We start from the raw sequence: 22,205 nt of genomic DNA, 5'->3' as shown, positions 1-22,205 counted from the left end.
AGAAGCAATGAAATATTCCTTAGGGCCGGTGCTATGGTACTGGCCGAAAGAAACGCTGGAAGATTTTTATCAGCAGGCCGCCGTAAGCCAGGCCGACATTATCTATCTTGGCGAAGCGGTATGCAGTAAACGCCGTGCCACCAAAGTAAGCGACTGGCTGGATATGGCGAAATCACTCGCTGGCAGCGGTAAACAGGTAGTGCTGTCGACGCTGGCGCTGGTGCAGGCCTCTTCTGAGCTGGGAGAACTGAAGCGCTATGTTGAAAACGGCGACTTCCTGCTGGAAGCCAGCGATCTCGGGGTGGTAAACATGTGCGCCGAGCGTAAGCTGCCGTTTGTCGCCGGGCATGCGCTCAACTGCTACAACGCGGTAACCCTGCGTTTACTGCTCAAGCAGGGCATGACGCGCTGGTGTATGCCGGTAGAGTTATCCCGCGACTGGCTGGTAAACCTGCTCAACCAGTGTGATGAGCTGGGTATTCGCAATCAGTTTGAAGTCGAGGTGCTGAGCTACGGACATCTGCCGCTGGCATACTCCGCCCGCTGCTTTACCGCACGCTCTGAAGATCGTCCAAAAGACGAATGTGAAACCTGCTGCATCAAATACCCGAACGGACGCGATGTGCTGTCGCAGGAGAATCAGCAGGTCTTTGTGCTCAACGGGATCCAGACCATGAGCGGCTATGTTTACAACCTCGGCAACGAGCTGACATCAATGCAGGGTCTGGTTGATATTGTGCGCCTGTCCCCCTCGGGCAGCGAAACATTCGCCATGCTTGATGCATTCCGCGCCAATGAAAATGGCAGTGCTCCATTACCGCTTGCCGCCCACAGTGACTGCAACGGCTACTGGAAGCGACTGGCTGGTCTGGAGCTGCAGGCCTAGCCGGATGGCGGCAAATTGCCTTATCCGGCCTACAAATAGCGATCCCGTAGGCCCGATAAGCGCAGCGCCATCGGGCATTGTTTTTGCCGTCAGTCTCATAAAGCTCACTTTGTTAACAACGGTAATCAAATTTTAATGCAGTATTAAAAGATTAACCGGTAACAAAGTGAGCCGTTATGACTGACAAAACTATTCCGTTCTCGGTGCTGGATCTGGCGCCAATCCCTGAAGGATCTTCGGCAAAAGAGGCCTTCACGCACTCGCTTGATCTCGCCCGACTGGCCGAAAAGCGCGGCTACCACCGCTACTGGCTGGCAGAACATCACAACATGGTCGGTATCGCCAGCGCGGCAACTTCAGTGCTGATTGGCTATCTGGCTGCCAATACCACCACGCTGCATCTCGGGTCTGGCGGCGTGATGCTGCCCAACCATTCGCCGCTGGTGATCGCCGAGCAGTTCGGTACCCTGAATACGCTGTATCCGGGACGCATCGATCTTGGGCTTGGCCGCGCGCCGGGGAGCGATCAGCCAACGATGCGTGCGCTGCGCCGCCATATGAGCGGTGATATCGATAACTTCCCTCGCGACGTCGCTGAACTGGTGGACTGGTTCGACGCCCGCGATCCTAACCCCCATGTACGCCCGGTTCCCGGCTACGGCGAGCAGATCCCGGTCTGGTTATTAGGCTCCAGCCTGTACAGCGCACAGTTGGCGGCCCAGCTCGGCCTGCCGTTTGCCTTCGCCTCGCATTTTGCTCCGGATATGCTGCATCAGGCGCTGCATCTGTATCGCACCCAGTTCAAACCCTCAGCGCGGCTGGCAAAGCCGTATGCGATGGTGTGCATCAACATCATTGCCGCTGACAGCAATCGCGACGCCGAGTTTCTTTTCACCTCGATGCAGCAGGCGTTTGTGAAACTGCGTCGTGGCGAAACCGGCCAGCTACCACCGCCGGTAGAGAATATGCATCAGCTGTGGTCCGCTTCTGAACAGTACGGCGTACAACAGGCGCTGAGCATGTCGCTGGTTGGTGATAAGGCGAAAGTGCGACACGGGCTGGAGGCTATCTTGCGTGAAACCCAGGCCGATGAAATTATGGTTAACGGCCAGATTTTTGATCATCAGGCACGTCTTCATTCGTTTGATTTGGCGATGGATGTGAAGCAGGAATTGTTGGGGTAGCGCGGTTTGTGCCGGATGGCGGCTACGCCTTATCCGGCCTAAACGGTACTGTAGGCCCGGTAAGCGTAGCGCTACCGGGCAACGGTTTTACTGATAGACCGGTAACAGATCCACGCTCGACAGAATATGGATAACCGCGTTGCCGATACCGAACACCAGGATCAGCGCAATCATCGGCTTACCGCCCCAGACACGGAATTTCGGGCTACCGAAACGCTCGCGGGATTTACGTGCCAGCAGCGCCGGAACAATGGCAGCCCAGATGGTTGCTGCGAGTCCTGCATAGCCAATGGCGTACAGGAAACCGTTCGGCCACAGCAGGCCACCGATAATTGGCGGGACAAACGTCAGCAATGCCGTTTTGAAACGTCCCATTGCCGAGTCATCAAAGCCAAACAGATCCGCCAGATAGTCAAACAGACCGAGCGTAACGCCGAGGAATGAACTCGCCACCGCAAAGTTGGAGAACACCACCAGCAGCAGATCCAGACTGCGGCTGTTTAGTACGCCGCTCAGCGCCTGTACCAGCACATCAATGTTACCGCCCTGTTGCGCAATACCGATAAACTCTGGACGCGGAATGTTGCCCATCGTTCCCAGCAACCATACGGTGTACAGCACCAGCGCCAGCAGCGTGCCGTACACCAGACACTTAACGATGGTCTTCGGATCTTTGCCGTAGTACTTCATCAGGCTCGGGACGTTGCCGTGATAGCCGAATGAAGCCAGACAAAACGGCAGCGTCATCAGCAGGTACGGCGTATACGAAGCGTTGCTCTGCGCCACGTTAAACAGTGTTGCGGGCTGCACGTGCCCCAGCAGGCTGCCGAAGGTCAGGAAAAAGGTAATCACCTTTGCGCCCAGCACAATCGCCGTCATGCGGCTAACCGCTTTGGTGCTTAACCACACCACAAATGCCACCAGCAGCGCAAAGCCAAGACCTGCCGCGCGTGCCGGAACATTCAGCGACATCTCGGAGAAAGTGTGATGCAGAATCGACCCGCTCGCTGAGATATAGGCGTAGGTCAGGATATAGAGAACGAAGGCGATCGAGATGCCGTTCACTACGTTCCAGCCTTTACCCAGCAGATCTTTCGTGATGGTGTCAAAGCTGGAACCAATGTGGTAATTGAGGTTAGCTTCGAGGATCATCAGTCCGGAATGCAGCATGCAGAACCAGGTGAAGATCAGCGCCGCCATTGACCAGAAAAACCACGCCCCGGACATGACCACTGGCAGAGAAAACATCCCCGCGCCAATAATGGTGCCGCCGATAATCACCACGCCGCCGAGCAGCGAAGGTGACGTTTGGGTGGTGGTTAGTGTTGCCATTTAGCCATCTCTCCAGTCATTTATATTGTGACTACATCTCAATGTGCTGCACTGTACCAGTACACGAGTACAAATGAAATAAAAAAAGCCCCGATTGTTGAGATCGGGGCTGTATATATTACTTTACGCTTTTATACCGTGAGGCTTATGCGTCACCGCCGAAACGACGACGACCAGCGGAGTCATCACGACGCGGAGCAGAAGAATCGTCACGACGCGGACCACGGTTGCCTTCACGACGTTCGCCGCTGAAACGACGACCATCGCCACGACCGCCTTCACGACGTTCACCGCTAAAGCCACGACCTTCACCGCGACCGCCTTCACGACGCTCACCGCTGAAACGGCCACCGCCACGACGCTCACCACCGGTGTGCGGAACTGCATCGCCAACCAACTGCATGTTCATCGGCTTGTTCAGGATGCGAGTACGGGTAAAGTGCTGCAGCACGTCGCCCGGCATACCTTTCGGCAGCTCGATGGTGGAGTGGGAAGCAAACAGCTTGATGTTACCGATGTAACGGCTGCTGATATCGCCTTCGTTAGCAATCGCGCCAACGATATGACGAACTTCAACACCGTCATCACGGCCCACTTCAATGCGGTACAGCTGCATGTCACCAACGTCACGACGTTCACGACGCGGACGATCTTCACCACCACGGTCATTACGGTCACGAGGGCCACGATCGTTACGATCGCGCGGACCACGGTCATCACGATCGCGGAATTCGCGTTTCGGACGCATCGGCGCATCTGGCGGCAGGATCAGCGGACGTTCGCCCTGAGCCATTTTCAGCAGTGCTGCTGCCAGCGTTTCGATATCCAGCTCTTCTTCCGGCTGCATTTTCGCCAGCAGAGCACGGTACTGATCCAGATCGCTGCTTTCCAGCTGCTGCTGTACTTTAGCGGCGAATTTTTCCAGACGGCGTTTGCTCAGCAGGTCTGCGTTCGGCAGTTCTACTTCCGGAATAGTCAGCTTCATGGTGCGTTCGATGTTACGCAGCAGACGACGCTCGCGGTTCTCAACGAACAGCAGCGCACGACCCGCACGACCCGCACGACCGGTACGGCCGATACGGTGAACGTAAGACTCGGAATCCATCGGGATGTCGTAGTTAACAACCAGGCTGATACGCTCAACGTCCAGGCCACGGGCCGCAACGTCGGTAGCAATCAGGATATCCAGGCGGCCATCTTTCAGACGTTCCAGAGTCTGCTCACGCAGGGACTGGTTCATGTCACCGTTCAGTGCAGCGCTGCTATAACCGCTACGCTCCAGCGCTTCTGCCACTTCCAGGGTCGCATTTTTGGTACGAACGAAGATAATCGCCGCATCAAAATCTTCTGCTTCCAGGAAACGCACCAGCGCTTCATTTTTACGCATGCCCCAGACAGTCCAGTAGCTCTGGCTGATGTCAGGACGCGTGGTAACGCTGGACTGAATGCGTACTTCCTGCGGCTCTTTCATAAAGCGACGGGTAATACGACGAATCGCTTCCGGCATGGTTGCAGAGAACAGAGCGGTCTGATGACCTTCCGGGATCTGCGCCATGATGGTTTCAACGTCTTCGATGAAGCCCATACGCAGCATTTCGTCAGCTTCGTCCAGTACCAGACCGCTCAGTTTGGAGAGGTCCAGAGTACCGCGCTTCAGGTGATCCAGCAGACGGCCCGGCGTACCGACGACGATCTGTGGTCCCTGACGCAGGGCACGTAATTGCACGTCATAACGCTGGCCGCCGTACAGGGCAACCACGTTCACGCCGCGCATGTGTTTAGAGAAATCCGTCATGGCTTCTGCTACCTGAACCGCCAGTTCGCGGGTCGGTGCCAGCACCAGAATCTGAGGTGCCTTCAGCTCAGGATCAAGATTGTTGAGCAGCGGTAAAGAGAACGCTGCAGTTTTGCCGCTACCTGTCTGGGCCATACCCAGAACATCGCGGCCGCCCAGCAGATGCGGAATGCACTCTGCCTGGATTGGAGATGGTTTTTCGTAACCCAGATCGTTAAGGGCTTCAAGGATAGGAGCCTTCAGGCCCAGATCTGCAAAAGTGGTTTCGAATTCAGCCATGTAGTACGTGTGCCTCAAAATTAATGGCGGCCAGTCTACATAACTCATCATGAAATTGATCTGCAATTTTCATTGAAAAGTGTGAACCGGCTCAAAGTAGGTGTATTAACGAACAACAACGCCCTCACCCGTGAAGGTGATGGCAATCAAAAAAGATTACGGGCTGATGTGTACGTCAGCTATTGCTGGTCCGATTCTGCCAGGTCATCTTGGTCCTGGCCCAGGAGCGATAATTCCAACAATGCGTATCGGTGCTCAACAAAGTTATGAACGTTGTTAGCCACCGCCAGTTTGAACAATGCCGTAGCGTTGTCCAAATCCCCCAGACTTAGGTAGTACTTACCTAAATAGAAGTTGGTTTCACTGAGATGCTCAGCGAGCGAGGTGTTATCCGTTGCGTCCGCCTTCAGGCGTTCCATCAGCGTTGCTTCGCTAATGTTGCCCAGGTAGAACTCGACAATGTTCCATCCCCATTGCTCTTTATCCGATTTCTCAAAGCGTTGCTTCAACGCTTCTTTAGCCTGCTTCTCATCGAGCTTCTGCTCGGCAAGATAAAGCCACAGACTACGGAAAGGATCATTGGGATCGTCTTGATAAAACGCTAGCAGATCATCTTGCGCTAACTTGTCGCGACCGCCGTAATACAATGCGATACCGCGATTTAAGTGCGCATAGTTGTAAGTTGGATCAAGCTCAAGTACAGAATCAAACGCTTCATAGGCAGCATCAAAATTGCCTGCCTGCGTTAAATATATACCTAAGTAATTGAATACTTCAGGCATATCTGGTCGGATTGCCAGCGCTTGTGAAAAATCATTTCGCGCCAGTGCCCTCAGACCGAGACTATCATACAACACTCCGCGCTCATATAAAAGCTGTGCGCGTTCGTCATCGGTTAAAGCCCGACTGGCAAGAATTTGTTCCATACGTGCCAGAATCACTTCCTGCTGCAAAGTCGGTTGCAATGGTACTGCGAGGACTTCACTCTTTCGCCAAGCGGAATTACTGCATCCAGCCAGCGTGAGTGCTGTCGCAACGAAACACCAGCGCAAAAAAGGCTTCATTTCCCACTCCCGAAGACAACGATTGAATGAACGTCCAGGTTCCCCGGTTGCTAACAAGGCATCCTGCCGGGTTAAAGGCCCTCCGCTTTCACGGAGGGCAATGGCAACCTTACTCGCCCTGGCTTGCCGGAGCTTCCGGTTCGCCTGCAGGCTGAGACTGCTCAGTTGCTTCTTTAATGCTCAGACGTACACGGCCCTGGCGATCAACTTCCAGAACTTTGACCGGTACTTCCTGGCCCATCTGCAGGTAGTCGGTCACTTTCTCAACGCGCTTATCAGCGATCTGAGAGATGTGTACCAGACCTTCTTTACCGCCACCGATGGCAACGAATGCGCCAAAGTCAACGATACGGGTCACTTTACCATTGTAGATACGGCCTACTTCGATCTCTGCGGTGATCTCTTCGATACGACGGATAGCATATTTCGCTTTTTCGCCGTCAGTCGCAGCAATCTTCACGGTACCATCATCTTCGATTTCAATGGTGGTGCCGGTTTCTTCGGTCAGAGCACGGATAACAGAACCGCCTTTACCGATAACGTCTTTGATCTTGTCCGGGCTGATCTTGATGGTGTGGATACGCGGAGCAAATTCAGAGATATCGCCACGCGGTGCGTTGATCGCTTGTTCCATCACACCCAGGATGTGCAGACGCGCACCTTTAGCCTGGTTCAGAGCAACCTGCATGATCTCTTTGGTGATACCTTCAATTTTGATATCCATCTGCAGTGCAGAGATACCGTCGCGGGAACCCGCCACTTTGAAGTCCATATCGCCCAGGTGGTCTTCGTCGCCCAGGATGTCAGACAGAACAACAAAGTTGTCGCCTTCTTTCACCAGACCCATCGCGATACCCGCAACAGCGGCTTTGATCGGCACGCCTGCGTCCATCAGCGCCAGGGAAGCACCACATACGGAAGCCATGGAAGAAGAACCGTTAGATTCGGTGATTTCAGAAACCACACGCACGGTGTACGGGAATTTATCCAGTTCCGGCATTACTGCCAGTACGCCACGTTTCGCCAGACGGCCGTGACCAATCTCACGACGCTTCGGAGAACCGACCATACCGGTTTCACCTACGCAGTACGGAGGGAAGTTGTAGTGGAACAGGAAGTTGTCAGTGCGCTCGCCCATCAGTTCGTCAAGGTTCTGCGCATCACGAGTGGTGCCCAGGGTCGCAGTAACCAGCGCCTGAGTTTCGCCACGGGTGAACAGTGCGGAACCGTGGGTACGCGGCAGAACGCCAGTACGCACGTCCAGACCACGGATCATGTCTTTTTCACGGCCATCGATGCGCGGCTCGCCTGCCAGTACGCGGCTACGAACAACGTTTTTCTCGATAGCGTGCAGGATTTCACCCAGTTCGTTAGCGTCCAGGGTTTCGTCTTCAGCCACCAGAGTCGCGATGGTTTCAGATTTGATTACGTCAACCTGAGCATAACGCTCTTGTTTGTCAGTGATGCGGTAAGCATCGCTCAGGCGAGCTTCTGCCAGTGCGGCAACGCGTGCGTTCAGCGCTTCGTTGACGGCTTCTGGCTGCCAGTCCCAACGCGGTTTGCCAGCTTCTTTCGCCAGCTCGTTGATAGCCTGAATCACAACCTGCTGTTGTTCGTGACCGAACACAACAGCACCCAGCATCTGATCTTCGCTCAGCAGTTCAGCTTCGGATTCAACCATCAGTACGGCTGCTTCAGTACCCGCAACAACCAGGTCCAGCTTGCTTTCTTTCAGTTCGTCCTGAGTCGGGTTCAGTACGTACTGGTCATTGATGTAACCAACACGTGCAGCACCGATCGGGCCGTTGAATGGAATACCAGAAAGAGTCAGCGCAGCAGATGCACCAATCATTGCCACGATGTCCGGGTTAACCTGCGGGTTAACGGAAACAACGGTCGCGATAACCTGAACTTCGTTAACGAAGCCTTCCGGGAACAGCGGGCGAACCGGGCGGTCAATCAGACGCGCGATCAGGGTTTCGCCTTCGCTCGGACGGCCTTCACGACGGAAGAAGCTACCCGGGATACGGCCAGCAGCGTAGGTACGCTCCTGATAGTTAACGGTCAGCGGGAAAAAGTCCTGGCCTGGTTTCGCTTTTTTCTGGCCAACAACGGTAACGAATACCGCGGTGTCATCCATGCTAACCATAACAGCGGCAGTCGCCTGACGCGCCATCATGCCGGTTTCCAGCGTAACGGTATGCTGACCGTACTGGAATTTACGAACGATCGGATTAAGCAAAATAATATCCTTTCTCTATTTTTTTGACGGCACATTTTCCGCCATCGTTAATACCCGATCTTCTGCGCATCCTCGCGACTAATGACAACCCTAACCCATAAGCATGAGTAAAGCCTCTCATTAGCCGCGCGAACCTCTGCAACGGAAGATCATTCTTAGCAACAATACATTAGTTTCCAGCGAATTGCTGCCATCTGCTGGAAAAAAGGGGCCATGAAGGCCCCCTCTTTCTGAAACTCGAAAGAATTAGCGACGCAGACCCAGACGCTCGATCAGCGCGGTGTAACGTGCAACATCTTTACGTTTCAGGTAGTCGAGCAGTTTACGACGCTGAGAAACCATGCGCAGCAGACCACGACGGCTGTGGTGATCTTTTTTGTGCTCTGCAAAGTGACCCTGCAGGTGGTTAATCTGTGCAGTCAACAGAGCAACCTGAACATCGGTAGAACCGGTGTCGTTTGCATCACGACCAAACTCAGAAACGATTTTAGCGGTAGCTTCAGTACTTAGAGACATTTTAAAACTCCAAAGTGATAAGAATGAAAGGATGCCGATCTCTAATTCAGCTATCCCAGTGTATACACTTTATCCTTCAAACTGACTCTGCGTTGGCTGCGTCCGCTCACCTCAGTCACTTACTTAAGTAAGCTCCTGAGGATTCTCAGACTTGCCGCCTTGATGCAGCTCGAATGATTTTGTGTATACGTCGCGTAGATTGTTAAACTATTTACGCGACGTTAAGCGGCAGTATTCTACTCGCAGCGCCCTTTTATCGCAAGACAGAGAGCGCTATGCAGGATACTCAACCACCAGGCGACGGGGGGCGACACGACCTTCATCGTCCATCTCCCCCATGCCAATAAACTTGCCGTCATCGCCTTCCGTCACGCGCACCAGCCCTTCCAGCGGCGCGCCTGATGTCCGTACCGGGTTACCGTTTTTAAAGTAAACCGAGGATGTTAAAGGCAAATTAACAACAGGATAGTCCGATGCAGGACTGTCCATTGGCATCAGCAAAGGATCAAGCAGCTGTGCCGCCGGAATGTTCTGCTGCTCGGCCTGTTCAACCAGCTCACGCAGATGTTCCAGCGTCACCATTCGATCCACCGGATACTTGCTGACCGTCAAACGACGCAGATACGTGACGTGCGCGCCGCAGCCCAACTTCTCACCGAGATCGTCAACAATGGTGCGAATATAGGTGCCTTTGGAACAGTGAACTTCCAGCTCCAGTTCGTTACCTTCGTGACGGATAAACAGCAGCTCATAGACGGTAATTGGTCGCGCTTCACGCGGCACTTCAATACCCTGACGCGCATATTCGTACAGCTTCTTACCCTGATACTTCAGCGCCGAATACATTGACGGGATCTGCTCGATATCGCCGCGGAAAGTTTCCAGCGCGCTCGCCAGTTGTTCTGCGGTGAAGGTTACCGGACGTTCCTGCACGATTTGCCCATCGGCATCGGAAGTGTCTGTACGCTGGCCCAGACGGGCAACCACACGATAGCGTTTGTCAGAATCCAGCAAATACTGTGAAAACTTAGTCGCTTCACCGAGGCAGATTGGCAGCATGCCTGTCGCCAGCGGATCCAGTGCGCCGGTATGTCCCGCGCGATTGGCATTGTAGATGCGTTTTACTTTTTGCAGTACATCATTGCTGGACATGCCCTGCGGCTTATCCAGCAGCAGGACACCGTGAATGTCGCGACCACGACGACGAGGACGACTCATCAGTCCTCCTTGCTGTCGTCCGCTGGGTTCACACGACGCTCATCGTCATGTTTCACCACGCTGGTCACCAGGTTGGACATGCGCATCCCTTCAACCAACGAGTTGTCGTAGAAGAAGGTCAGTTCAGGCACGATACGCAGACGCATGGCTTTACCCAGCAGAGAACGGATAAAACCAGAGGCTTCCTGCAGTGCCTTGATGCCGTTTTTCACAGCAGCTTCGTCCTGATCGTTGAGGAAAGTCACGAATACTTTGGCATATGCCAGATCACGAGACATCTCAACACCCGATACGGTGGTCATCATACCAACACGCGGGTCTTTGATTTCGCGTTGCAGGATGAGTGCGATCTCTTTCTGCATCTCTTGCGCGACACGCTGCGGGCGACCAAATTCTTTCGCCATAATAAATTCTCCAGAATAAAGACAAAAAAGGGGCTATCAGCCCCTTTTTAAATTTCTTGCCGGGTGGCGCTTCGCTTACCCGGCCTACACCTAATCATCTTCTAAGGATTTTGGGCTGCAAATTGCGGCCCAAAAGACGACGAAGATTAAGCGATAGTACGTTGGATCTCGATGATCTCGAACACTTCGATCATATCGCCAACGCGAACGTCGTTGTAGTTCTTAACGCCGATACCACATTCCATGCCGTTACGGACTTCGTTAACGTCATCTTTGAAGCGACGCAGGGATTCCAGCTCGCCTTCATAGATAACCACGTTGTCGCGCAGAACGCGGATTGGGTTGTGACGTTTAATCGTGCCTTCGGTAACCATACAGCCTGCGATAGCGCCGAATTTCGGTGATTTGAACACATCACGAACTTCAGCCAGACCAATGATCTGCTGTTTCAGCTCCGGAGACAGCATGCCGCTCATCGCTGCTTTCACTTCGTCGATCAGATGATAGATGACGGAGTAGTAACGCAGATCCAGGCTTTCAGATTCGATAACTTTACGTGCAGAGGCATCAGCACGGACGTTGAAGCCAACCAGAATCGCGTTGGATGCCGCAGCCAGGGTCGCGTCGGTTTCGGTGATACCACCTACGCCAGAACCGATGATCTTCACTTTGACTTCGTCGGTAGACAGTTTCAGTAAAGAGTCGGAAATCGCTTCTACAGAACCCTGAACGTCAGCCTTCAGGACGACGTTCACTTCGTGAACTTCGCCTTCGGTCATGTTAGCGAACATGTTCTCGAGTTTAGATTTCTGCTGACGAGCCAGTTTAACTTCACGGAATTTGCCCTGACGATACAGTGCAACTTCACGGGCTTTCTTCTCGTCACGAACGACAGTAACTTCGTCACCTGCAGCCGGAACACCGGACAGACCGAGGATTTCCACCGGAATGGACGGACCTGCTTCCAGTACTTCCTGACCCAGTTCGTTACGCATAGCACGAACGCGACCGTATTCGAAGCCACACAGTACGATGTCGCCTTTGTGCAGCGTACCTTCACGCACCAGTACGGTAGCAACCGGACCACGACCTTTATCCAGGAAGGATTCGATAACCGCACCGCTCGCCATACCTTTACGCACAGCTTTCAGTTCCAGTACTTCGGCCTGCAGCAGGATAGCGTCCAGCAGCTCGTCGATACCGGTACCCGCTTTCGCAGAAACGTGAACGAATTGGCTCTCGCCGCCCCACTCTTCCGGCATGATGCCGTACTGGGACAGTTCGTTTTTAACGCGATCCGGATCCGCTTCCGGCTTATCGATTTTGTTGACTGCAACCACCACCGGCACACCCGCCGCTTTCGCGTGCTGGATAGCTTCGATGGTCTGTGGCATCACGCCGTCGTCTGCTGCAACAACCAGAACAACGATATCCGTTGCCTGAGCACCACGAGCACGCATGGAGGTAAACGCGGCGTGACCCGGGGTATCCAGGAAGGTGATCATACCGTTGTCAGTTTCAACGTGGTACGCACCGATGTGCTGAGTAATGCCGCCCGCTTCACCAGAAGCCACTTTCGTGGAACGAATGTAGTCCAGCAGGGAGGTTTTACCGTGGTCAACGTGACCCATGATGGTCACAACTGGTGCGCGCGGTTCAGCCGCAGCACCGGTGTCACGATCGCTCATTACCGCTTCTTCCAGCTCGTTTTCACGACGCAGGATAACTTTGTGGCCCATCTCTTCGGCAACCAGCTGTGCGGTTTCCTGGTCGATGACCTGGTTAATGGTAGCCATTGCGCCCAGCTTCATCATCGCTTTGATGACCTGAGAGCCTTTGACCGCCATTTTGTTCGCCAGATCGCCAACGGTGATGGTTTCGCCGATCACAACGTCACGGTTAACGGCCTGAGCTGGCTTCTGGAAGCCCTGCTGCAGAGCGGAACCTTTACGCTGCTTACCGCCTTTGCCGCCGCGAACCGCTGCACGCGCTTCTTCACGGTCAGCTTTAGATTCAGCGTGTTTGTTGCCTTTCTTCGCCGGACGCGCGGCTTTCGTGCTGCGAGTACGACCACGGCCGCCTTCGACTTCACGATCGTTTTCGTCTTCAGCCTGGCGAGCATGCTGGGAAGTGGTGACGTGATAATCGCTGGTATCTTCAACAGGTTCAGCGTTATTCACACCATTTTTCTCGTTTTCTTCCGCCATACGGCGAGCTTCTTCCGCTACGCGGCGCGCTTCTTCTTCAAGCTTACGACGTGCTTCTTCTTCCGCTTTACGCTTCAGTTCTGCGGCTTCATTTTCACGGCGGGCTTTTTCGGCCTGGGCGGTTTTAGTCATATCGTCGATCTGTTGATTGCTCACTTTGTCTTTTTCCGCAGCTTCACGTTTCGCTTTATCAGCGGCTTCACGCTTAGCTTGTTCTGCGGCCTCACGTTCGGCTTTTTGTTGCGCCTCGCGTTTGGCAGCTTCTTCTGCCTCACGACGGGCTTGCTCTTCCGCTTCACGCTGCGCCTGCTCTTCCGCGGCAAGGCGTTCAGCCTCTTGCGGATCGCGTTTCACAAAGGTGCGTGTCTTGCGGACTTCGATTTGTACCGATTTGCTTTTTCCACCGGTACCTGGAATATTGAGAGTACTGCGCGTTTTACGCTGCAATGTCAACTTATCCGGCGCTGAGCCGTTTTCACGGTTCAAATGCGCCAGTAAGGTTTGTTTCTCTTGTGCGGACACAGAGTCGTCAGCAGACTTCGGGATACCGGCATCAGCAAATTGCTGTACCAGGCGATCCACGGAAGTCTGTATCTCTGCAGCCAGCGTTTTTACGGTTACATCTGTCATACTGTTCCTTCCTGCTACAGTTTATTACGCTTCGTCGCCGAACCAGCAAATATTACGGGCAGCCATAATCAGCTCACCGGCTTTTTCGTCGGTCAACCCTTCGATATCAGCCAGATCATCAATGCCCTGTTCAGCGAGATCTTCCAGCGTACAAACACCACGGGCCGCCAGTTTGAAGGCCATCTCACGATCCAATCCTTCCAGATTCAGCAGATCGTCAGCCGGTTTGTTATCACCGAGGCTTTCTTCCTGGGCCAGTGCCAGAGTGGTCAGTGCGTTTTTAGCACGCTCGCGCAGCGCTTCAACGGTCTGTTCATCCAGGCCGTCAATTTCCAGCAGCTCTTTCATTGGCACGTAGGCCAGTTCTTCCAGCGTCGCAAAACCTTCTTCCACCAGAACGGTCGCGAAATCTTCATCGATATCGAGATATTTGGTGAAGGTATCGATGGCTGCATGTGCTTCAGCCTGATGCTTCGCCTGCAGGTCATCAACGGTCATCACGTTGAGTTCCCAACCGCTCAGTTGTGAAGCCAGGCGGACGTTCTGACCATTACGTCCAATCGCCTGAGCCAGGTTACCGGCTTCAACCGCGATATCCATGGTGTGCTTGTCTTCATCCACCACGATAGAAGCAACGTCTGCTGGCGCCATTGCGTTAATCACGAACTGCGCCGGGTTATCATCCCACAGGACGATATCGATACGCTCGCCGCCCAGTTCGGTAGAAACCGCCTGAACGCGCGCACCGCGCATACCAACACAGGCGCCGACCGGATCAATACGCTTGTCGTTGGTCTTAACGGCGATTTTCGCACGCGATCCCGGATCACGGGCAGCCGCTTTAATTTCGATAACTTCTTCGCCAATTTCCGGTACTTCAATGCGGAACAGCTCAATCAGCATTTCCGGTTTGGAACGGGTTACAAACAGCTGCGCACCGCGCGCTTCCGGGCGTACAGAGTACAGAACGCCACGAATACGGTCACCTGGGCGGAAGTTTTCACGCGGGAGCATGTCTTCACGCAGGATAACAGCTTCAGCATTGCTGCCCAGATCCAGAGAAATGTTGTCGCGGTTTACTTTCTTTACCACACCGGTGACGATTTCGCCTTCGTGTTCGCGGAACTGATCGACAACCATTGCGCGTTCAGCTTCACGTACTTTCTGTACGATAACCTGTTTCGCGGTCTGGGTGGTGATACGGTCAAAGGTGACAGATTCAATCTGATCTTCAACATATTCGCCCACGTTCAGACTTTCGTCTTCGAAGCGTGCCGCTTCCAGCGTAATTTCTTTGGTCGGCTGAGTAACTTCTTCTACGATTACCCAACGACGGAAGGTATCGAAATCACCGCTTTTACGATCGATTTCTACGCGAACGTCGATCTCTTGCTCATATTTTTTCTTTGTTGCTGTAGCCAGCGCACTTTCCAGTGCTTCAAAAATTTTCTCGCGTGGCAGCGCTTTTTCGTTGGATACGGCTTCAACAACAGCCAAAATTTCTTTGTTCATCGCGGGCTTTTCACCTCAATCCAGACTGTTAAAAGTGGGGAACCAGGTTCGCCTTCTGGATATTACTCAGCGCGAACACTTCATCTTTGCCTTCGACTGTGACCGTGATCATCTCACCGTCCACCGCTTTGATAACGCCCTGCCATTTACGACGGTTTTGTACCGCCATACGAAGAACCAGCGTGACTTCTTCACCCAGGAAACGCACGTAGTGTTCAGCTGTGAACAGAGGACGGTCGAGACCCGGAGAGGAGACTTCCAGGTTATAGGCAACGGTGATTGGGTCTTCGACATCCATCACGGCGCTTACCTGATGGCTCACATCAGCACAATCATCAACATTGATGCCATCTTCACTATCAATATAGATGCGCAGTGTGGATGTGCGACCACGAATAAATTCGATGCCGACCAGTTCGTAGCCCAGGGCTTCAACTGGCGCTGTAATCATCTCTGTTAATTTTTGCTCTAATGTGGACAAGCCCACCCCCAAGACATAAAAAAAGGGCCTAAAGCCCAGTTATTCTGTAGTCAGATAACAAAAAACCCCGATAAATCGGGGCTTTAGATAACTGAACCCTATGACCGCACCTGCGGTTCGGAGAACCTTCCGAAAGAATTTTTTTCAAATCCAGCTACGAAGGCCTAAGTCTTCACAGTATATTTGAAAAAGAACTCTAAGGGAAAGTGGTTGCGGGGGCCGGATTTGAACCGACGACCTTCGGGTTATGAGCCCGACGAGCTACCAGGCTGCTCCACCCCGCGCCTGAAACGTGGCAAATTTTACTCGTTTTGGGTAAAAAATGCAAATACTGCTGGGATTTGGTACCGAGGACGGGACGTAAAATCTGCGCACAGTATATTGATTCAATATGTGTTATGTCAACCTTGTTACGACTATGCAAATCAATGAATGCTGCCCAGCGCTAGCCCAGCAAGATAAATATGCCACCCACGCCGTTATTTAACGAAATTATCACTAAACTCTTCCTGTCATCCAGAAAAGATGATTAAATGAAAACTCATTTATTTTGCATAAAAATGCAATTAGCATAATAAGCGACCTCTTCACCAGTCTATCAAGCAGGGTTTTATTTTATGACGACGATTCTCAAGCATCTCCCGGTAGGTCAACGTATTGGTATCGCTTTTTCCGGCGGCCTGGACACCAGTGCAGCACTGCTGTGGATGCGACAAAAAGGGGCTGTCCCATATGCATATACTGCGAATTTGGGCCAGCCGGATGAGGATGACTATGACGCCATTCCTCGCCGTGCAATGGAATATGGTGCTGAGAATGCTCGCCTGGTAGATTGCCGTAAGCAGCTCGTTGCCGAAGGGATCGCTGCCATTCAGTGCGGTGCATTCCACAACACCACTGGCGGACTGACCTACTTCAATACCACCCCGCTGGGCCGTGCCGTGACCGGCACCATGCTGGTTGCCGCCATGAAAGAAGATGGCGTAAATATCTGGGGTGACGGTAGCACCTATAAAGGTAACGATATTGAACGTTTCTATCGTTACGGTCTGCTGACCAACGCCGAACTGCAGATTTATAAACCATGGCTGGATACCGATTTTATCGATGAACTCGGCGGTCGCCATGAGATGTCCGAATTTATGATTGCCTGTGGTTTCGACTACAAGATGTCCGTTGAGAAAGCGTACTCAACAGACTCCAATATGCTCGGGGCGACCCACGAAGCAAAAGATCTGGAATTCCTGAACTCAAGCGTCAAAATCGTCAACCCAATTATGGGCGTGAAGTTCTGGGATGAGAGCGTGAAGATCCCGGCAGAAGAAGTGACTGTGCGTTTTGAACAGGGTCATCCGGTTGCACTGAACGGTAAAACCTTCAGCGACGACGTTGAGATGATGCTGGAAGCCAACCGTATCGGCGGCCGTCACGGTCTGGGTATGAGCGATCAGATTGAAAACCGCATCATTGAAGCGAAGAGCCGTGGCATCTACGAAGCCCCGGGGATGGCATTGTTACATATCGCATACGAGCGTTTGCTGACCGGTATTCACAACGAGGATACCATCGAGCAGTATCACGCACATGGTCGCCAGCTTGGTCGTCTGCTGTATCAGGGTCGCTGGTTCGACTCTCAGGCGCTGATGCTGCGTGACGGTCTGCAGCGTTGGGTTGCCAGCCAGATTACCGGTGAAGTGACGCTGGAACTGCGCCGTGGTAATGACTACTCGATCCTCAACACCGTATCTGACAATCTGACTTATAAACCAGAACGTCTGACGATGGAAAAAGGCGATTCCGTATTCTCTCCGGACGACCGTATCGGTCAGTTGACCATGCGTAATCTGGATATCACCGATACCCGCGAGAAGCTGTTCGGCTATGCGCAGTCTGGTCTGCTGACCGCTTCTTCCACAACCGGCCTGCCGCAGGTTGAGAATCTGGAAAATAAGGCGAAGTAAAGATACACCATCTTAAGGCCGCGAAAGCGGCCTTTTTTATGTGCGGAATATAGCTCTGCGGCCCTGTAGGTCGGATAAGGCGTTTACGCCGCCATCCGACATTATTACAACGCCTGATGGCGCTATGCTTATCCGACCTACAGGACAGCCAAAAATAACAGACGAAAAAAAAGACGCTTTGCAGCGTCTTTTTTTTGGAATTTGGTACCGAGGATGGGACTCGAACCCACAAGCCCGTTAGGGCACTACCACCTCAAGGTAGCGTGTCTACCAATTCCACCACCTCGGTACAGAATACTTAGCGTGGGATATCGCTGGTCGGCTGAGCCGGAGCAGCTGGCTGAGTTTGCTCGATTTTCGCCGGTGCACTCAGATTTTCCCACTCACTTCCTTTATTGGTCTTATTGCTGTTCATGTTACCCAGCACCAGACTGATGATGAAGAACAAGGTTCCCAATACAGCTGTCATACGGGTCATGAAGTTACCAGAACCACTTGAACCAAACAGAGTACCAGAAGCGCCTGCGCCAAAAGAGGCTCCCATATCAGCGCCTTTGCCTTGCTGCAGCATGATCAAGCCTACCAGGCCAATTGCCACAATAAGGAAAACTACTAAAAGAGCTTCGTGCATAATCAACCTGTTCCTTGCGGAGTTGCCGCGTACAATGCTTCGACCATTAAAGCGGGAATATTTACTGTTTCCCACTGAAGCGGGTGTGAATACTAACCAAAGCGAATAACCTTCGCAAGGGCAATTTGTTAGCATTGTATCAACTGCGGAAAAAATCGCCATATCAATCAAAAACGCAGCAACTTCTCCCAGCATCTCTGCATGACGGCGCGTTGATCGTCAAGATTCGCCCATACCACAACGGGGATTTCACAAATCAGATCTGCATTTTGTGGCCAGCAGTGAATAATTTGCTGATTCACCAACTCTTCCGCCACCATTGATTCAGGTAACCAGGCCATTCCCATATGGCGCAACACCATTTCTCGTATCGTTTCGCTTAAACCACTCTCAAACACTTTTTTCAACCGTGGTCGCACTCGTTGTTCTGCCAGATCAATAATACGTCTGACAAAGGTATAGTCGCTGTAACATAGCCAGGGGATCGGGGTATGCGGATCGTCAAGCGTATCCACCAACTGTGCAGAAATCACAGGAATAAATCGCTCATACCGCCATAGTGAACGTTTTAACCCTCCGGCAATCTCCAGCCCTGGTTGTGAAGAGGGTAAATCGTAAGTCACCAGCATATCAATTTGCCGGTTTATCAGGGCATTGAAGTGGTTGTCTATCCCCTGGATACTGGCGTTTACCGTAAAGTTTAACTGCGGCTCACTCTGTCGCAGGTAGTTGATCATATCCGGCAGGATATTCACCGACAGCGTATGCAGGCTGACCATCACCAGCGTGTTATCCGTTGCTGGCGTCATCGCCGACAGCTCATGGCGTGCCTCTGTTAACGTACTGAGGACGTGCCGGGCATAAGGTTCAAAGCGTTCACCATAGCGCGTCAGCGTGACGGGGGTCGTTGTCCGATCAAACAAAGGCACGCCCAGCACCTCTTCCAGCGCCTTTATACGCCGACTCAGCGCAGGTTGAGTAATATGCCGCTGCGCCGCGGCCTGAGAGTAGTTTCCATGCTGGCTCAAGGCCAGAAAATCTTCCAGCCACTTACAATCCACGTTGTGCTCTCCGCCATGCCATAACCGCATCCTCCAATAACAAATCGGTAATAGTCATAGTTATAGTAATGGCTTTATGGTGGGCATCATAACAACAATATTCCGTTTCACCTGCCGACTCTCACCTTCGACGTTTGACAGGACCGCTATGTTTACTTTATTGACCAATGCCCGTGTTTTTTCTCCTGAGGATTTAGGCCTCTGCTCCCTGCTCATTCATGCCGACCGAATTGTGGCGGTAGAAAAAGATATTTCATTGTTTGATGGCGTCAACGAGGTCATCGATTGTCGGGGTAAATGGGTTATCCCTGGCATCATCGATCAGCATGTTCATCTTACCGGTGGCGGTGGCGAAGCCGGATTTGCCAGCCGGACACCCGCCGTCAAGCTGCGCGATCTGATTCAGGCGGGTATTACCACGGTGGTTGGCGTGTTAGGCACCGATGCCATTTCTCGTTCGCCCAAAGATCTCTACGCTAAAATGCAGTCTCTCAACCTTGAGGGATTACGCGCGTTTATGCATACGGGAGCCTACGCCGTTCCCAGCCCAACCATTACGCGATCCATCCGCGATGATATGGCCTTCATTCCGGCAATTCTTGGTGTAAAAATCGCCCTCGCCGATCACCGCGGCTCTTACCCCTCTTTCCAGGAGTTGCTGAGGATAGTGAGCGATATTCGCGTCGCTTCCCTGCTGGCAGGGAAAAAAGGCTTGCTGCATGTGCACCTGGGGAATCTGCCGGAAGGGATGTCGCAACTTATTGAGTTGTGTGATGCAGGTATTCCGATTAACCATATTTCACCGACCCATGTTGCAAGAACAGAGCCCTTGTTCGAACAGGCTATTGCTTTCGCCCATCGTGGCGGCCATATCGATGTTACGTCTGGTGGCAGTCGTTTTATGCCTCAGGAGCAAGCGATTCTCCACGCACTCGAAGCACAGGTTCCGGCGGAGCGCATCACGATCAGTTCTGACGGCAATGGCAGCGTTCCGCGCTTTAACGCTCAGGGTATCGTTGAAGGTTTAAGCGCGGCACCGGTCGCAGGCAATCTTAACCTACTTCCTCGCCTGATTGATGTCGGTATTCCGGTGCCGCAGGCCATCGCAATGCTGACGGCAAACGTTGCACGCTCGCTGGGTATTTCCGGGGGCGTGCTCTGCGCCGGAGAACGTGCCGATATCTGTGTACTCAATGATGACCTCTCGCTGGCCCATCTGTTTGCCGCGGGTAAACCGTTGCTGCGGGATGGCGAGTGCCTGGTTACCGGCAACTTCGAGTAAGGGGGCAAGAATGTCATTACTACTGGCGCTAATCGCCATCATTTTTGCCGGACGTCTGATCCTCAAAAAATATCACCCCCAGTCGGTACTGTTATTGACCGGGATTGTGCTGTTGCTTATCGCGCATTTTAGCGGAATGACCTCACTCAGTGGCCTGGTGAAAAAGAGCACCGGATTTGGCCCCTTTGACGCCTTTGAGTTTATCCGCGATACCCTGAGCGTGCGTCTCGGCGGCCTCGGGCTGCAAATTATGCTGATTGGTGGTTTCGCCACGTACATGTCAGCCATTGGCGCAAGCCAGGTACTGGTTCGGGTAACATCTCGTCCTTTACAACGGCTAAACTCGCCTTATCTGCTGCTGGGACTGGCACTGCTATTAGGCCAATTCCTGTCGCTGTTTATCAGCAGCGCCACCGGATTGGGTCTGCTGTTGATGGCGACGCTTTACCCATTGCTTACCCGTCTTGGCTGTAGCCGCGCCGCAGTTGCCGCAGTTATCGCCAGTACCTGTGCGGTTGAGTTTGGCCCAGGTTCCGGCAACTCGGTTCTCGCCGCCAAAACCGCAGGTATTGAGGTGGTGAACTATTTTGTGCAGGATCAGTTGCCGATCGTTGTGCCCGTCATCCTTTTCATCGCCCTGTTGCATATTGTTGTGCAACGCTTTTTTGACCGTCGGGAAAGTGGCGACAATGCAGCTCAGCAGATGCAGACATTAACGGCAACTGATGAAGCCGACGCACCTATCGCCTGGCTGTTTCTGCCCATGCTGCCGCTTGTATTGATGTTGGTGTGCAGCGATTTAGTATTCAGCTCGCTTAAGATTACGCTGGATACCGCCGTACTGATAAGCCTCGCTATTACGCTGGTTTGTGAGTACTGCCGTCATCGCAAAGCGCGCGAGGTGATGGCTGGCGTACAAAAGGTTTTCGACAGCATGGGCAGCGTTTTTGCCACCGTCGTGACGCTGATTATCGCCGGTGAAGTTTTTTCCGCCGGGCTGAAAGCCATTGGCGCCGTCGACGCGCTGCTGTCGCTTTCTGGCGAATTTGGCCTCAGCGCCGCCTCTATTATCCTGCTGATGACCCTAATCACCTTCGCAATTTCAGCGCTGATGGGCTCCGGGAATGCGGCATTTTTCTCCTTCGCACCCATGGTGCCGGACATCAGCCGTCATATCGGTAGCGATATCGCAGTCATGATGTTGCCTATCCAGATATCGGCGGGTATTGGTCGTACGTTATCGCCGATTGCCGGCGTCATCATTGCTATCGCAGGGATTGCAGGCGTCTCGCCTGTGGATATTGTTAAGCGCACCGCGATTCCGATGCTGGGCGGTTGGCTACTGATGATTGCGCTAACCTTTGCCCGGTCTGGGCATTTGCTGGCGGTTCTGCCGTGGCTGGCAGTCCTTGTACTACTGATGGTCGGTGGTTACTTCTGGCAGCGCCGACGTAAACAGCCGCTTACCGTACAGTAAAAAAAAGCCGGAGTCTCAGACTCCGGCTCTCACTTTCTTCGGG

18 protein-coding genes and 2 tRNA genes are annotated in these 22,205 nt (G+C 53.0%); 5 read left to right on the top strand and 15 right to left on the bottom strand.

What is annotated here, in order from left to right; translation table 11 throughout:
* Nucleotides 1-7 precede the first annotated feature (7 nt).
* On the top strand, nucleotides 8-886 hold the full coding sequence (locus SK33_RS02610) for a U32 family peptidase (protein WP_127790455.1): 879 nt from the start codon (nucleotides 8-10) through the stop codon (nucleotides 884-886).
* A 176-nt stretch (nucleotides 887-1,062) separates the two neighbouring features.
* Nucleotides 1,063-2,070 (top strand): luciferase-like monooxygenase, encoded by a 1,008-nt coding sequence (locus SK33_RS02605; protein WP_003024976.1) that lies wholly within the window; start codon nucleotides 1,063-1,065, stop codon nucleotides 2,068-2,070.
* A gap of 87 nt (nucleotides 2,071-2,157) precedes the next feature.
* On the opposite strand, the gene mtr is transcribed toward SK33_RS02605, so the two are convergent.
* From mtr to SK33_RS02545, 12 genes are all read right to left on the bottom strand, one after another.
* Nucleotides 2,158-3,402, bottom strand: a complete 1,245-nt coding sequence (gene mtr / locus SK33_RS02600; RefSeq protein WP_048218710.1) for a tryptophan permease — start codon at nucleotides 3,400-3,402, stop codon at nucleotides 2,158-2,160.
* A gap of 145 nt (nucleotides 3,403-3,547) precedes the next feature.
* Nucleotides 3,548-5,476 carry a DEAD/DEAH family ATP-dependent RNA helicase gene (locus tag SK33_RS02595; RefSeq protein ID WP_048218712.1) on the bottom strand — a complete coding sequence of 643 codons (1,929 nt, stop codon included), beginning with the start codon at nucleotides 5,474-5,476 and terminating at the stop codon, nucleotides 3,548-3,550.
* Complete coding sequence (yrbN, locus tag SK33_RS02590) at nucleotides 5,469-5,549, bottom strand: protein YrbN (RefSeq protein WP_010723222.1); 81 nt, start codon at nucleotides 5,547-5,549, stop codon at nucleotides 5,469-5,471. The genes SK33_RS02595 and yrbN overlap by 8 nt, the downstream gene beginning before the upstream one ends.
* 106 nt (nucleotides 5,550-5,655) lie before the next feature.
* A complete protein-coding gene (gene nlpI / locus SK33_RS02585) occupies nucleotides 5,656-6,540 on the bottom strand; it encodes a lipoprotein NlpI (RefSeq protein ID WP_003024982.1) in 885 nt (294 codons plus the stop codon).
* A gap of 109 nt (nucleotides 6,541-6,649) precedes the next feature.
* On the bottom strand, nucleotides 6,650-8,782 hold the full coding sequence (gene pnp / locus SK33_RS02580) for a polyribonucleotide nucleotidyltransferase (RefSeq protein ID WP_003024984.1): 2,133 nt from the start codon (nucleotides 8,780-8,782) through the stop codon (nucleotides 6,650-6,652).
* A gap of 246 nt (nucleotides 8,783-9,028) precedes the next feature.
* Nucleotides 9,029-9,298: a 30S ribosomal protein S15 gene (gene rpsO, locus SK33_RS02575; protein WP_000059465.1), complete on the bottom strand. Its 270-nt coding sequence runs from the start codon at nucleotides 9,296-9,298 to the stop codon at nucleotides 9,029-9,031.
* 273 nt (nucleotides 9,299-9,571) lie between these two features.
* Nucleotides 9,572-10,516: a tRNA pseudouridine(55) synthase TruB gene (gene truB / locus SK33_RS02570; protein WP_003024986.1), complete on the bottom strand. Its 945-nt coding sequence runs from the start codon at nucleotides 10,514-10,516 to the stop codon at nucleotides 9,572-9,574.
* On the bottom strand, nucleotides 10,516-10,920 hold the full coding sequence (gene rbfA, locus SK33_RS02565; protein ID WP_003024988.1) for a 30S ribosome-binding factor RbfA: 405 nt from the start codon (nucleotides 10,918-10,920) through the stop codon (nucleotides 10,516-10,518). Before rbfA ends, truB begins: the two co-directional genes overlap by 1 nt.
* A 146-nt stretch (nucleotides 10,921-11,066) precedes the next feature.
* Nucleotides 11,067-13,757, bottom strand: coding sequence for a translation initiation factor IF-2 (infB, locus tag SK33_RS02560; RefSeq protein WP_048218714.1), 2,691 nt, complete (start codon nucleotides 13,755-13,757; stop codon nucleotides 11,067-11,069).
* A 24-nt stretch (nucleotides 13,758-13,781) separates the two neighbouring features.
* Nucleotides 13,782-15,269: a transcription termination factor NusA gene (gene nusA / locus SK33_RS02555; RefSeq protein WP_003024992.1), complete on the bottom strand. Its 1,488-nt coding sequence runs from the start codon at nucleotides 15,267-15,269 to the stop codon at nucleotides 13,782-13,784.
* 28 nt (nucleotides 15,270-15,297) lie between these two features.
* Nucleotides 15,298-15,750 (bottom strand): ribosome maturation factor RimP, encoded by a 453-nt coding sequence (rimP, locus tag SK33_RS02550; RefSeq protein WP_003024996.1) that lies wholly within the window; start codon nucleotides 15,748-15,750, stop codon nucleotides 15,298-15,300.
* A 207-nt stretch (nucleotides 15,751-15,957) separates the two neighbouring features.
* Nucleotides 15,958-16,034: transfer RNA gene (locus SK33_RS02545), tRNA-Met, on the bottom strand.
* Between the two features lie 333 nt (nucleotides 16,035-16,367).
* Here SK33_RS02545 and argG point away from each other — a divergent pair.
* Nucleotides 16,368-17,711, top strand: a complete 1,344-nt coding sequence (gene argG / locus SK33_RS02540; protein ID WP_003024998.1) for an argininosuccinate synthase — start codon at nucleotides 16,368-16,370, stop codon at nucleotides 17,709-17,711.
* A 202-nt stretch (nucleotides 17,712-17,913) separates the two neighbouring features.
* On the opposite strand, the gene SK33_RS02535 is transcribed toward argG, so the two are convergent.
* The 3 genes from SK33_RS02535 to SK33_RS02525 all read right to left on the bottom strand — a co-directional run bounded on the left by SK33_RS02535 (nucleotide 17,914) and on the right by SK33_RS02525 (nucleotide 19,403).
* Nucleotides 17,914-18,000 (bottom strand) — tRNA-Leu (locus SK33_RS02535).
* A gap of 9 nt (nucleotides 18,001-18,009) precedes the next feature.
* On the bottom strand, nucleotides 18,010-18,342 hold the full coding sequence (secG, locus tag SK33_RS02530; protein WP_048218715.1) for a preprotein translocase subunit SecG: 333 nt from the start codon (nucleotides 18,340-18,342) through the stop codon (nucleotides 18,010-18,012).
* A 167-nt stretch (nucleotides 18,343-18,509) separates the two neighbouring features.
* The gene (locus SK33_RS02525) at nucleotides 18,510-19,403 is read right to left on the bottom strand and encodes a LysR family transcriptional regulator (protein ID WP_008320638.1); all 894 of its coding nucleotides are present in this window, start codon (nucleotides 19,401-19,403) and stop codon (nucleotides 18,510-18,512) included.
* 148 nt (nucleotides 19,404-19,551) lie between these two features.
* Between SK33_RS02525 and iadA the strand changes: the two genes are divergently transcribed.
* On the top strand, nucleotides 19,552-20,685 hold the full coding sequence (gene iadA / locus SK33_RS02520; protein ID WP_048218717.1) for a beta-aspartyl-peptidase: 1,134 nt from the start codon (nucleotides 19,552-19,554) through the stop codon (nucleotides 20,683-20,685).
* A gap of 10 nt (nucleotides 20,686-20,695) precedes the next feature.
* Nucleotides 20,696-22,162: a C4-dicarboxylate transporter DcuC gene (gene dcuC, locus SK33_RS02515; protein ID WP_048218718.1), complete on the top strand. Its 1,467-nt coding sequence runs from the start codon at nucleotides 20,696-20,698 to the stop codon at nucleotides 22,160-22,162.
* Nucleotides 22,163-22,205 lie beyond the last annotated feature (43 nt).

Origin of the sequence: Citrobacter sp. MGH103 (assembly GCF_001034475.2) — a bacterium.
Lineage (GTDB): Bacteria > Pseudomonadota > Gammaproteobacteria > Enterobacterales > Enterobacteriaceae > Citrobacter > Citrobacter freundii.
This window is presented reverse-complemented; position numbering and strand designations above follow the sequence as displayed.